General features: G+C 37.1%; 10 protein-coding genes. 3 read left to right on the top strand and 7 right to left on the bottom strand.

From position 1 onward, the window contains the following. Positions 1-44: 44 nt before the first annotated feature. The gene (locus ACVWNY_RS03625; RefSeq protein ID WP_218324476.1) at positions 45-1058 is read left to right on the top strand and encodes a lactonase family protein; all 1014 of its coding nucleotides are present in this window, start codon (positions 45-47) and stop codon (positions 1056-1058) included. 10 nt (positions 1059-1068) lie between these two features. Next, positions 1069-1230: a hypothetical protein gene (locus ACVWNY_RS03620; RefSeq protein WP_454071673.1), complete on the top strand. Its 162-nt coding sequence runs from the start codon at positions 1069-1071 to the stop codon at positions 1228-1230. Between the two features lie 212 nt (positions 1231-1442). Here ACVWNY_RS03620 and ACVWNY_RS03615 read toward each other — a convergent pair whose 3' ends face one another. The 4 genes from ACVWNY_RS03615 to ACVWNY_RS03600 form a co-directional block, all read right to left on the bottom strand. Next, positions 1443-1868, bottom strand: a complete 426-nt coding sequence (locus tag ACVWNY_RS03615) for a hypothetical protein (protein ID WP_218324474.1) — start codon at positions 1866-1868, stop codon at positions 1443-1445. Positions 1869-1969: 101 nt separating this feature from the next. Then, positions 1970-4648 carry a cation-translocating P-type ATPase gene (locus ACVWNY_RS03610; protein WP_218324473.1) on the bottom strand — a complete coding sequence of 893 codons (2679 nt, stop codon included), beginning with the start codon at positions 4646-4648 and terminating at the stop codon, positions 1970-1972. A gap of 243 nt (positions 4649-4891) precedes the next feature. Next, positions 4892-5641, bottom strand: a complete 750-nt coding sequence (locus ACVWNY_RS03605) for a tRNA 2-thiocytidine biosynthesis TtcA family protein (RefSeq protein ID WP_218324472.1) — start codon at positions 5639-5641, stop codon at positions 4892-4894. A gap of 16 nt (positions 5642-5657) precedes the next feature. Continuing rightward, on the bottom strand, positions 5658-7529 hold the full coding sequence (locus ACVWNY_RS03600) for an LTA synthase family protein (protein WP_246601345.1): 1872 nt from the start codon (positions 7527-7529) through the stop codon (positions 5658-5660). 143 nt (positions 7530-7672) lie between these two features. Here ACVWNY_RS03600 and recQ point away from each other — a divergent pair, with 143 nt between their 5' ends. Then, positions 7673-9424 carry a DNA helicase RecQ gene (gene recQ, locus ACVWNY_RS03595; RefSeq protein ID WP_218324471.1) on the top strand — a complete coding sequence of 584 codons (1752 nt, stop codon included), beginning with the start codon at positions 7673-7675 and terminating at the stop codon, positions 9422-9424. A 62-nt stretch (positions 9425-9486) separates the two neighbouring features. Here recQ and gad read toward each other — a convergent pair whose 3' ends face one another. The 3 genes from gad to ACVWNY_RS03580 form a co-directional block, all read right to left on the bottom strand. Next, the gene (gad, locus tag ACVWNY_RS03590; protein WP_218324470.1) at positions 9487-10887 is read right to left on the bottom strand and encodes a glutamate decarboxylase; all 1401 of its coding nucleotides are present in this window, start codon (positions 10885-10887) and stop codon (positions 9487-9489) included. A gap of 151 nt (positions 10888-11038) precedes the next feature. Next, a complete protein-coding gene (nadE, locus tag ACVWNY_RS03585; RefSeq protein ID WP_218324469.1) occupies positions 11039-11863 on the bottom strand; it encodes an NAD(+) synthase in 825 nt (274 codons plus the stop codon). After that, positions 11864-13342: a nicotinate phosphoribosyltransferase gene (locus ACVWNY_RS03580; RefSeq protein ID WP_218324468.1), complete on the bottom strand. Its 1479-nt coding sequence runs from the start codon at positions 13340-13342 to the stop codon at positions 11864-11866. Positions 13343-13367: the final 25 nt, after the last annotated feature.

The raw sequence follows: 13367 nt of genomic DNA, 5'->3' as shown, positions 1-13367 counted from the left end.
AGATATCTGGTACAATAAAAAGAGCAAATTAGAGGAGGCATTTTATGATACAAAAAGTATTGTTAGGCACTTATACCCGTAAAGATAGTAAAGGCATTTATGAAATAGACCTAGACACTGATAAAAAAACACTGACTAATTTAAAATTGGTCGCAGCCGAAAATAGTCCAACCTATTTAACAAAGAGTCTGGCAAATAACCTTTATTCTGTCACTACCGTCCAAGAAAAAGGTGGTGCTTCAGCTTATGATCCACAAAATAATTTCATCAATGCTGTTACTGAAGATGGTGCTCCCTTGTGCTACGTGGCCGTTGATGAAAAAAGACAACTTCTTTACGGCTCTAATTATCACAAAGGTGAATTAAATTCTTACAAAATTGAGAAAGATGGCAGTCTTACAGCAGCTGATCATGTCTTCCATCAAGAAGCTGTTGGTCCCCATCAAAACCAAGACCATGCCCATGTGCATTTCAGTGACTTAGCGCCAGATGGTCGACTAGTTGTCTGTGACTTGGGAACTGACGGTGTCTACACCTATGATGTTACTGATGATGGCAAATTCTCATTAGTTTCCCTTTTCAAAGCTGAACCAGGTACTGGACCTCGTCATTTAGTTTTCCATCCAACTTTATCGATTGCTTATTTATTTGGTGAATTAAATAATACTGTCCGAGTTTTAACTTATGAGAATGGTGTTTTTACTGAAATAGAAAGTCTTTCTACTTTACCAGCTGATTTTACTGGCGATAGTAGTGGGGCAGCGATTCGTGTCTCACAAGACGGTCATTTCTTATACACTTCAAATCGCGGACATGACTCAATTGCTGTAATGACGATTGATCCTAATGGAAAAAATTTGGCTACTATTCAAATCATTTCCAGCGAAGGAGCTATCCCGAGAGATTTCAACTTAGATTCAACAGATGAATTTTTGGTTTGTGGGCATCAAAACAGCGATAATTTAACCTTATTTTCTCGTGATAAAAACACTGGTTTACTGAGCTTATTAGAAAAAGACGTTTACGCACCAGAAGTTGTTTGTGTTTATTTCGATTAGGAGGAAAAAAATGAACCGCGAAGAAGTCATAGAGCGTTTAACAGAAGAATTAGAAATCCCATTATTCAACGGAAAAATCGAAGAAAAAAATTACAGTGAAGAAGAATATCAGAAGATCAAAAAAGATTTAACTGATTATTTCGATAACTATGTTAGAAATGTAGAAAATTAAATTATTTTGAAATCTTGGGTCGTTGATCCAAGATTTTTTTGTAAAAAAAAAGACCACCGGTGGTTAGTCGGTGGAAAGGAGTTGATTACCTAATAGTAATGAAAAAGAAAAGGGTTGTTATTGGTATGAATGAATCATATCATCAATTCTAATTTCAGTATTTAAAATAACATTATAATCAAATTAAAAAACCTTTGTTGTCATAACTTAATTTATTTTAATAACAAATTAGTAATTTTTTGAATCACTTTGTATAAAGTATCTGTAGCTAAATCTTGCACTTTTTCAGCTTCGTTAAAGGCATCAACGTTCACTTCTCCAGCTAAACTGTCAGTCATCGCTTGGCAACCGTTAACATATTTCTCATATGCTTTTTCGAATGTTTTATGATTTCCCATGACTTTTGCAGGTGGCTTTAATAACTTAATTTTTTCGAAATTTAAACGATAAAATTGCGTTCCTTCGTCAAAAAGTTCATGAATTTCTTTAATGTGGGCTTGATCTAAGTCAGCTAGTTTATCCTCATCAATTGCTAAGCGGATTTCTTCATAGCTAGGGTGTAATTGTTCTCCCATTTTTTCTGTATTTTGAATAATCTGATTTATTTCTCTTGCATAAAAACCTTTATTTGGACGCATCAAGACTTCCTCTCTTTCTTGTAAACTATATCTATTTTACGTTTTTTTATTAACAAATGCAAAAAAAAATAAGGGAAAACTAATTCCCTTATTTTCATTGACTAAGCATCCTTATTAGTAGCTCTTTGAACCGCCTTAACAATTTCCACAATCGGGATAATTGCAAAGGATGCACCAATCACAATTCCCCATTGGTACAAGTCAAGATGGGCTACCCGGAAGATATCATTTAATCCTGGCACGATGATAATAACCATCATTAAAGCAAATGAAAGTAAAATCGCCCAGTTAAAGGCTTTGTTTCTAAATGGCCCCACTTTAAAGATACTTTGATGCACAGATTTCACATTAAAAGCATGGAATAGCTGCATCAACCCTAAAGTTGCAAAAGCCATCGTCAAGGCATCAGAATGAATGGCATCATAAGTTGCATGGACCGGCCATTGAATAGCTGACCAATAAACAAATAATACTGTAGCACCTTCTAAAATCCCTTGGTAGATAATACTTGAAAAGACTCCGCCGGAAAACAAGTTAGAGTTCCGTCCCCGTGGTTTGTGGGACATTAGGTCTTTTTCAGCTGGCTCCATTCCCAAAGCAATCGCTGGGAAGGTATCTGTTACTAAGTTAATCCATAATAAGTGAATCGGCAATAAAGTGTCCCAGCCAAACAATGTAGCTAAGAACAACGTCAAAACTTCACCTAAATTGGCAGCTAATAGATATTGAACTGATTTTTGGATGTTTGAGAAGACTTTCCGACCTTCTTCAACTGCAACAACAATTGTCGCAAAGTTATCATCAGCTAGGACCATGTCAGAAGCACCTTTAGAAACTTCTGTCCCAGTGATACCCATACCAATCCCAATATCAGCTTGTTTTAGAGCAGGTGCATCATTGACGCCGTCTCCGGTCATCGCTACAACCTTGCCTTCATGTTGCCAAGCTTTCACGATACGAACTTTATGTTCTGGAGAAACCCGTGCATAAACTGAATAATTGCCAACTTTCTCAGCAAATTCATTGTCGCTCATTTCATTTAATTCAGCTCCAGTTAATACTGCAGCGTCATCACCAGCCGCGATAATACCTAAACGAACCGCAATCGCTTCAGCCGTATCTCGGTGGTCTCCGGTAATCATAATTGGACGAACACCCGCATCTTTAGCCACACGCACAGCTTCAGCTGCTTCGGCTCTTTCTGGGTCAATCATACCGACTAAACCAGCAAAAATTAAATCATTTTCGATAATTTCTGATTCTAATTCAGCAGGAACTTGGTCAATATATTTATAAGCCATTCCTAGAACACGTAAGGCTTGTTTCGCCATATCCGTGTTGTTTGTTAAAATATCATTTTTTTCTTTTTCGCCTAGAGGAAGAACTTCTCCATTTAATAAAACGCGATCTGCGCGAGTTAATAAGACATCTGGTGCCCCTTTAACTGCGACTAAAATCTTACCGTCAGCTTGTTGATGCAAAGTGCTCATGAGTTTACGATCTGAATCGAAAGGAATTTCTGCCAAACGAGGTTCAGCTTTTACTTTTTCACGAACATCAAATTGATTGTTTAAACCAAATTGGACCAACGCTGTTTCGGTTGGGTCACCGATCAATGTGCCCTCTTGGGTAAATTTAGAATCGTTGGCGTAGTTCATGATTTTCATACCCATGCTATCAACTGGTAATTCGCCATCAGCATCATACTGATGATTATCAACATACAATTTTTCAACTGTCATTTGATTTAAAGTTAAAGTACCTGTTTTATCAGAAGCAATAATGTCAGTTGAACCCAATGTTTCAACCGCTGGCAATTTACGAATGACTGAATTCCGTTTGGCCATTACTTGTGTTCCTAAAGCTAAAATAATCGTTACAATCGCTGGTAAACCTTCTGGAATTGCCGCAACTGCTAGTGAAATAGAGGTTAACAACATATCCACCCAAGAAGTATTGTTGAAGACTATCCCAACGAAAAACATAATCACCGCAATAATAATAATTGCAAGCGTTAAAAACTTCCCTAGTTGATTCAAGTTAGTTTTTAATGGTGTTTCTGTTTCATCAGCTTGTGCTAACATACCGGCAATTTTTCCGACTTCGGTGTTCATTCCAGTATTAACAACCACACCTTTACCACGACCATAAGTTACATTTGAATTTGAATAAGCCATGTTGACCCGATCACCAATTCCGATTTCAGTATCATCAATTATGCCTAATTCTTTTTCAACTGGTACAGATTCTCCTGTTAAAGCTGCTTCTTCAATTTTTAATGAAGCGACTTCTAGTAAACGTAAATCAGCTGGCACCACATCACCAGCTTCTAGCATCACGATATCACCTGGTACTAAGTCAGTTGATTTAATCGAAGCGATATGATCGTCTCGTAAAACATTGGCATTTGGCGTCGACATTTCTCGCAACGCTTCGATGGCTTGTTCGGCTTTTGATTCTTGCACCACACCCATCACCGCATTAATGATAACTACTGCTAAAATAATAATTGAATCGACTACTTCATGCGAAACAACGGCTGAAATAATGGCTGCAACGATCAATACTACAATCATCAAATCTTTAAATTGCTCAAAGAATCGAGCGAATAGACTTTTCTTTTCACCTTCATCCAATTCGTTTGAACCATACTCAGCTAATCTTTTTTGAGCTTCAGCTGAAGATAATCCTTCGTCTGTCGTCTGCACCTCAGCTAACACTTGTTCTTCGGCTTCAGCATGGAAAGCTTTGATTAATTGTTGCTTTCTTTCTTCTGACAATGTTTTTCCCCCTGTTATTGTGTATTGATTCATTTGGTGTAACAAAAAAAGACTCCTGTATGCATACGGGCACATACACAAGTCTCACTATTTAAGACAACACCAGAAATTTCGTTTCTTGTTGGTGGCATTGCCACAGATATACATCTGCCAGTTACTCCCTCATGAATAATCTTTGTTAGTATATCATAAGAAACAGCTTTTATTCAATCATCTCTCAAAGGAATTTATGATTACTTTGATTTAAATATGACTCTTTGTCCAAAAATCTGCAGCTGTTCCTTGCTCTATCCCCATGATAAATTTTTGCCGAATATCGGGATAAGTTTTTGACAGATTTGTTACCAGTTCTTTGATTTCTTCTCGTTTGGTTTGTTTATCTACCGGACAAGGGTTGAAAATAACCGGTAAGTCCTCTCTTTCAACGTAGCGAATAATTGATTTTTCTTCCACATAAATCATTGGTCGGATCAAAGTGACCCCCGTTTTTGACAAATAACTTTTTGGTTCAAAGCTATTCATTTTGCCGTGGAATAAAAAGTTCATCAAATAAGTTTCAAGCGCATCATCTAAATGATGACCTAAAGCCACTTTTTTACAGCCTAACTCTGCAGCTCGTCGATATAAAATACCGCGCCGCAATTTTGCACACAGTGAACAAGGAGATTTTTCAGCCCGAATATCAAAAACAATCTTTGCAATATCCGTCGGGATTACTTCTAATTCATAGCCTAAATCAGCGACAAATTCTCTAAGAGGAGAAATATCAAAGTCTTCAAAGCCTAAATCCATACTAATTGGCACCAACTCAAAAGAGAAACCTAGCCTATTTTGTTTGGCAATCTGATCCAAAAAATAAAACAAACTGGTACTATCTTTTCCTCCGCTTAAGCCTACTGCCACTTTATCACCAGCTGCGATCATTTCGTGATTTAAAATACCACGGCGAATCGGATTAAAAAATATTTGATTGTCTTTTTTGCTAAATGACATAGGTTTTCTCCTTCTATTAATTATTGGTCCTAAAAAAGTTTTCTGCTAAACTATATTGTTTGCCAGCAACGATGTCGTATTGAATCAATTGATACGCTTGATAAATTTCTTCTTGGCTTTGATTCAAACTTTTTTCTGTGCGGAAACTCCCATTACGATAATACATTTGTTTTTCAAAGGCTGGCATAATTTCTTGCATCTGTAACAGTAATTGTTGAAAGCCGCTGGTTGGTAATTGTGCTTGCTGAAATAAATCAGCCGCAAAATAAAATGGGCTAGTAACGACATCTTGTTGATTTTCTAATTGATGGCGGTTATCATACATCAAAAATTCAGTCTCATGAAGGGTTGTTCCTTCATTTTCCGCTTGCAACTCCTCTGAATAAATCCCTGGTAAATGATCTCCCCAGAAAACCACCAATGTTCGCCGATCAAGCTGATCGACTTTGTTTAAAAATTCATTTAAAGCTTCGCTACTGTAAGCAATATCTTGCAAATAATTATTTACAGCGTCAGTATCTTCACCGATTGCGGTATAAGGACTATTCGCATATTTGTTACTGTAAGGCATGTGCGTCTGCATCGTCACTAGATGGACAAATTGTGGATCATCAGTTTGATTTAGAATTTCCATAATTTGCTGATAAGCCGCTTCATCAGAAATATAGGGATTATCTTCGATTGTATCAGTGAAATCCATCGTATTTTCATCTAAAAATTGATCAAACCCAAACGATTGATAAACACTTTTACGTTTATACATGGATGTATTATAAGGATGAATCGCAGTAGTGTCATAACCTTCTTCTGATAATGTATTTACGATTGATGGAAACTCCGTAAAATTTGGAACCAACATTGTATAAGGCGTCGTCATTTGAGCATTAAACATTTCCATTGAAAAACCCGTCAAAGCTTCAAATTCAATATTTGCAGTACCGCCGCCATAGTTTTGCGATAACATTTGACCACTATAAGTCTTGTTAGCCACACTACGATAATCAGCTAGTGGATCTCCGCCTTCAATTGTGATACCCTTCAAGCGACTCGTGTCAGAAAAGCTCTCACTCATAACATAAATAATGTTCGGGCTATCTTCCTGATTTTCACTTTTGGTTTGTTCGGTTGTATATTTTTCAACAATCTCTTTGATGGTAGCTTCAGAATAATTATCTGGTTGATCCATTGGAATAATCTCTAGATTATATAAAAAACCACCAATAAAACCCGTATTATAATAATTCATCTTTTGACTGTACGGAATCCACAAAGCCGTTTTATTATAAGCTTGCCGCAACAAATTACTTGGTTGATTAAAATTGCTGGCATAAATTAAACCAGCAAAACTAATTACAAATAATAGCCCACGAAAAATTTGGAAACTTCTTTTTTTCTTAAAGCTACGGTAAATACTGTAAATTATTAAGCCAGCACCAGCTATTAGCAACAGGACAAATCCTAAGAATAAAGGCCAACCTGCAATATCTTTTAAAGTAGCGAATTCAACAATCATCTTTAAATCATCGGGATATAACGGTTCTTGCCGATATTGCATCTTTAAGGCATCCACAATCCCAATCCCAAAAATCAAGAGACTGTAAAATAAACCACCATAAACTAATGAACCTAATACACTGCTAATGAAACCCCATAAAAAGAATAACACTAAGCAGGCTAAAAAGAATTTTTCTGTATGCCATGAAAAAGCAAAATTAAACGCCAAACTTAATGACCAAGAATTCTGTGCCAATTGTAAAAATAAATTGGAGCCGACTATTAATAAAAAGATACTTAACACGATAACTGCAATTTTTAGTGGCTTTTTTTGCCACCATTTGATAACGAAATTTCTTAACGAAATCATTTTTTTATTTTTTAAAAAGTTCATTCTATTCCCACCTATAAAAAATAGTGTAGCGAGATTCAGAATAAATGTAAAGGCGATTTTGATTCCTTAAAAAAACATTCAAGGAAGACCTTTTTCTTCACAGCTTTTTGCGTATAATATTAATGATAGGAAATGAGGCTATTATGGAAAATTTACTAACATTACTTGAAAAAACTTTTGGTTACACCAGCTTTAGACCTGGGCAATTAAATATTATTGAAAAAATTCTAGCTAAAGAGCCTGTTTTGGGAATTATGCCGACTGGTGGTGGCAAATCGATTTGTTACCAGCTTCCTGCTTTGGCCTTGCCGGGTGTGACTTTGGTCGTTTCCCCTTTGATTGCTTTAATGAAGGATCAAGTTGATAGTTTACAAGAAATGGGCGTTCCAGCAGCTTTTATTAATAGTAGTTTAAATTATCAAGAAGTCCAAAATCGGATGCGTCAAGCCCGCAATGGCGAATTAAAATTACTTTACGTGGCACCTGAACGACTAGAATCAGAATCTTTCCAGCTACTGCTAGAAAGTTTGCCGATTGATTTAGTAGCGATTGACGAGGCTCACTGTATTTCACAATGGGGACATGATTTTCGTCCCAGCTATTTACGCATCCCTGAATTATTACAAGGATTACCGAAAACTGCTACAGTTGTTGCTTTAACAGCTACTGCTACGCCAAAAGTTGCTGAAGATATCTGTCAGTTATTAGCTATCTCACCAAATAATCGTGTTCAAACCGGTTTTGCCCGCGAAAATTTGGCTTTTCAAGTAGTCAAAGAACCAAAGGATATTTATTTACGGGAATACTTAAAATTAAATAGTGGACAATCAGGTATCATTTACGCCGCCACCCGCAAAGAAGTTGACCGCTTATATTATATTTTAAAAGACGCCAAATTTTCGGTGGGACGTTATCATGGTGGCCTGTCAGAAAAAGAGCGGACAGCCAATCAAGAGGCTTTCTTATTTGATGACATTCAAGTAATGATTGCTACTAATGCTTTTGGGATGGGGATTAACAAAAGTAATGTTCGCTTTGTGATTCATGATCAGATTCCAGGTAATTTAGAATCTTATTATCAAGAAGCCGGACGGGCTGGACGAGATGGCTTACCCAGTGAAGCAATTTTATTATTTGCTCCCCAAGATTTACAAGTGCAAAAATTCTTTATTGATCAGTCCCAAGGCACAACTGAATATCAGCAGCAAGAATATTTAAAGCTCCGCGAAATGGAACAATATGGTCATACTCAAAATTGCTTGCAAAAATACATCCTCCATTATTTTGGAGAAGAAAGTGGCGATTGTGGTCGTTGTAGTAATTGTCTAGATCAACGGGAGAAAGTCGACGTCACTTTAGAAGCACAAAAAATCCTCTCTTGCATCAAACGAATGGGAGAACGATTTGGTAAAGCTCTCGTCGCACAAGTCTTAAACGGCTCAAAAAATCAAAAAGTTTTGCAATGGCATTTTGAAGAGTTATCGACTTATGGTTTGATGAAGGATTGGTCGCAAAAAGATCTAACTCAATTAATAGATTATTTATCAGCTGAAGGTTACTTAGTGGCCTCAGACGGACAATTTCCCGTTTTGAAATTATCAGAAAGCGGCGTAAGTGTCTTAAAAGGTCAGCAAAAAGTCTATCGGCGCCAAGCCCAAGTTAAACAGTTAGTAGCAGATGATGCCTTGTTTGAAGCACTCCGTGGCTTGCGCTCTGATTTGGCGCAGCAGCAAAAATTACCGCCATATATGATTTTTTCCGATAAAACATTACAGGAAATGGCTGAAAAACAACCCCAAAATTCATTAGAGTTCCTAGCAATCAATGGTGTGGGGCAAAATAAATTAGATAAATATGGTGCAGACTTCATCGCGTTAATAAATGAATCAGCATAAAAAAACTTTGATCCACAGTCCAATGAGTCTGTTGATCAAAGTTTTTTATGATTATTGAATTTTTAATGGGTGAAGCCATATTTTTTTACTTCGGTTTTTTCATGATATACCAAATGGGCTTGATTCAAGTCAGCGATAGCTTGTTGCATATCTTGAATATAATCAGCTGCCATATTCATCCCGAAATCTCCCCGCACCACAATCCGTTGAATCACTGTTTGATCTAGATTTTTTGGCAACGGATAGGCAGGAACTTGCCAGCCCTTCATCAATAAGCGATCCGATAAATCATAAAGGGTCCACTCTTTATCAAAATCAGCTTTTAACTTGTAACAAACCAATGGCAGTTGTGAACCGTCATTAATAATTTCAAATAAACCTGTTTCTTCAATTGCTTTGGCTAAATAAACGGCTATGTCATGGGTTCTTTGATGGATTGCTTGATATCCTTCAAAACCGTAACGAATAAAATTATAATATTGACCGATTAATTGCGCGGCACTGTGGGAAAAATTAATCGCCATCGTCGGCATTTCGCCTCCCAAATAGCTAACTTTAAAGATCAATTCTTCTGGCAAATACTGTTGATCCCGCCAAATGACCCAACCAACCCCAGGATACACCAACCCATATTTATGACCTGAAGCATTGATAGAAATGACATTGTTTAATTGAAAATCCCAAATTAAATTTGGTTCAACAAAAGGTGCGTAAAAACCGCCAGAAGCTGCGTCCACATGAATGAATACTTTGTAGTCAGTTGTTTGATTGTATTGTTCGACTAAATCATTCAAGGCTTGAATATCATCATATCGCCCAGTATAAGTAATCCCCAAAATGCCCACAATTCCAATCGTATACTCATCCACATAATCCATGACCTTGTCTAGATTAATCGACATATGGTCTTGATCCATCGGCACTTCTCGCATTTCAATATCCCAATAGACACAGAATTTTTCCCAGCAAACTTGATAACCTGATGAAATCACCAAATTAGGTTTCTGCGCATGCATATCTAAGCCTAATTTTTCAGCCCGTTTACGCCAAGAAAATTTCATCGCCATGCCGCCAAGCATGCTTGCTTCCGAAGAACCAATCGTAGATGTACCCATAAATTTCTCATCATTGCCTGCATGCCACAAATCTGCAATCATGTTGACACATCGATTTTCTATTTCCGCCGTTCGAGGATATTCTGATTTATCGATGACATTTTTTTCCAATGTTTGACTCATTAGCTCCACAGCTTCTGGTTCCATATAGGTTTGGCAAAAAGTCGCAAGATTTAAACGAGCGTTTCCCTCATCCAGCATTTCATCTTTAACCAATTGATAGGCTATCCGCGGCTCAATCGACTCTTTATTTAATTTATATTTAGGCAAATCCATCTTTTCATCTTTTGAACCAAAAATAGGCTCTAAATAATCTGCTTCTTCTCGATTTTCTTTTCCGTATAACATAAAAAAGCCTCCTTAATCATCTAAAAATTATATTTAATATGTACAAACTCAGCTATCTTAATTGTTTCACGTTCCCTCTTTTTATGCAATTCATATGTAAAACAAAAAATAGACAAAGAAGCATCCACTCTTCCTTGTCTATCATTCAAATCTATTTCCAAAAATCATCAAAAATTGTAATTGGCAAATGACGTTTATGTTGCGTCTTGTTCCACCAGTTTTCAATTTTTGTTTGAGCGTCAGTCGATATTTCACGACCTTCTAAATAATCATCAATATCATCATAAGTCACACCTAAAGCGACTTCATCCGCTACTAATGGTTTGCCATCTTCTAAATCAGCTGTTGGTACTTTTAGATAAATTGCTTCATCGGCACCCAATTCTTTTAACAACATTTTTCCTTGGCGTTTATTTAAACGGAACAAAGGTAAAATATCCGCACCACCATCACCGTATTTAGTAAAGAAGCCAGTAATATTTTCAGCCGCATGATCGGTCCCAATCACAGCACCATTGTTTTCGCCAGCCACGGCATATTGAGTAATCATTCTTTGGCGAGCTTTCATGTTGCCTTTATTGAAATCAGAAATAGTCAAATCATTTTCTTCAATCGCTGCCACTTGGGCATCAACTGCGCCTTTGATATTGACGCTTAAACTCACATCCGGTTGAATAAAGTTTAATGCCCGAGTCGCATCTGCTTCATCTGCTTGTTCGCCATAAGGTAAACGAATCGCGATAAATTGATAACTAGCGTCACCGGTTTCCGCCCGCATTTCTTCCATCGCTAACTGTGCTAGACGACCAGCCAATGAAGAATCTTGTCCCCCACTAATGCCTAATACAAAGCTTTTTAAGAAAGGATATTTTTTCAAATAACTTTTTAAAAAATCAATACTTTTACGAATTTCTGCTGAGGCATCAATTTCTGGTGAGACCCCTAATTCTTGAATAATTTCTGCTTGTAAGCTCATTTAATCATTCCTTTGCTGCTGCATTTTTGACACTTGTTTGCGAACCTCATCGATGATTTTGTTCTTGTGATTCCAACAATCAGTCGAAAGATCGACAGGATATTTTTGGGGATTCAAATCACGTTTGTATTCATCCCAAAGAGAATCTAGACGTTTCGCTGAAGAGGCTTTAATCTCTTCTAACGATGGTAAATCATAAACAAGTGCACCGTCAACATAAATATCTTGCAAGATTGGTCGTGCAGTAAAGTCCTTAACTGTCTTGTTGATGTAAGGATAGACCGGATGAAACATGAAGATTTCCGCTTCTTCTGGTGGATATTCATCCCACAATGTCACATAGTCTCCTTGTGATTTATGATCAGAATTTCGTGTGATGCGCCAGACTTGTTTCTTTCCAGGGGTCGTTACTTTTTCAGCATTGCTAGACAATTTGATGGTATCGATCATCTTGCCTTCTTTATTTTCAATTGAAACTAATTTAAATACCGCACCCAATGCTGGTTGATCATAAGCGGTAATTAGTTTTGTGCCAACACCCCAGACATCAATCTTGGCGTGTTGCATTTTTAAGTTCAATATTGTGCTTTCATCTAAATCATTAGAAGCATAAATTTTTGCTTCAGTGAAGCCCGCCTCATCTAATTGTTGGCGTACTCGCTTAGAAATGTAGGCCATATCTCCGCTATCAATTCTGACTCCTTGGAAATTAATTTTGTCGCCCATTTCCTTAGCAACTTTTATCGCATTTGGGACACCAGAATTTAACGTATCATAAGTATCAACTAAGAAAACACAATTTTTATGGGTTTGCGCATAAGCTTTAAAGGCTTCATAATCATTTCCATAAGATTGCACTAGTGCATGAGCATGGGTACCACTATCTGGAATACCAAATATTTTCCCTGCCCGTACATTACTAGTAGCGTCTGCGCCACCAATATAAGCCGCTCTAGTTCCCCAGATAGCTGCATCTAATTCTTGCGCCCGGCGAGTACCAAATTCTAGTAAAGGATCGTCACCAATGACTGATTTAATTCGGGCAGCTTTTGTCGCAATCAACGTCTGGAAATTAACAATATTTAATAGCGCCGTTTCAACTAACTGACATTGAACTAAAGGACCTTCCACTTGAATAATCGGTTCATTATCAAAGACCAATTCACCCTCCACCGCCGAACGAACGGTACAAGCAAATTTAAAATTCCGTAGATACTCAATAAACTCAGTCGGATAATTTTCAACTTCTGCCAAATAAGCTAAATCACTCTCGCTGAAAGTCAACTGCTCTAAATAATCTACTAATCTTTCCAAACCGGCAAAAATTGCGTAGCCATTATCAAAAGGCATATTTCGGAAATAACATTCGAAGACTGCATTTAAGTTTGCCCGTCCCGTTTCCCAATAAGTTTTCATCATATTGATTTGATAAAGATCGGTATGCAAGGTCAAACTATCGTCTTCATATCGTTTAGTCATAAATAGGCTCCTTTTTGGTATTAAA

The sequence above is a fragment of the Enterococcus sp. JNUCC 77 genome (assembly GCF_054819945.1).
This window is presented reverse-complemented; position numbering and strand designations above follow the sequence as displayed.

What these genes read in the sequence shown, in the direction of transcription:
- ACVWNY_RS03625 (WP_218324476.1), top strand. Translation starts at nt 45, where the DNA reads ATGATACAAAAAGTATTGTTAGGCACTTATACCCGTAAAGATAGTAAA.
- recQ (WP_218324471.1), top strand. Translation starts at nt 7,673, where the DNA reads ATGGAAAATTTACTAACATTACTTGAAAAAACTTTTGGTTACACCAGC.
- gad (WP_218324470.1), bottom strand. Translation starts at nt 10,887, where the DNA reads ATGTTATACGGAAAAGAAAATCGAGAAGAAGCAGATTATTTAGAGCCT.
- ACVWNY_RS03615 (WP_218324474.1), bottom strand. Translation starts at nt 1,868, where the DNA reads ATGCGTCCAAATAAAGGTTTTTATGCAAGAGAAATAAATCAGATTATT.
- nadE (WP_218324469.1), bottom strand. Translation starts at nt 11,863, where the DNA reads ATGAGCTTACAAGCAGAAATTATTCAAGAATTAGGGGTCTCACCAGAA.
- ACVWNY_RS03580 (WP_218324468.1), bottom strand. Translation starts at nt 13,342, where the DNA reads ATGACTAAACGATATGAAGACGATAGTTTGACCTTGCATACCGATCTT.
- ACVWNY_RS03605 (WP_218324472.1), bottom strand. Translation starts at nt 5,641, where the DNA reads ATGTCATTTAGCAAAAAAGACAATCAAATATTTTTTAATCCGATTCGC.
- ACVWNY_RS03600 (WP_246601345.1), bottom strand. Translation starts at nt 7,529, where the DNA reads ATGAACTTTTTAAAAAATAAAAAAATGATTTCGTTAAGAAATTTCGTT.
- ACVWNY_RS03620 (WP_454071673.1), top strand. Translation starts at nt 1,069, where the DNA reads ATGAACCGCGAAGAAGTCATAGAGCGTTTAACAGAAGAATTAGAAATC.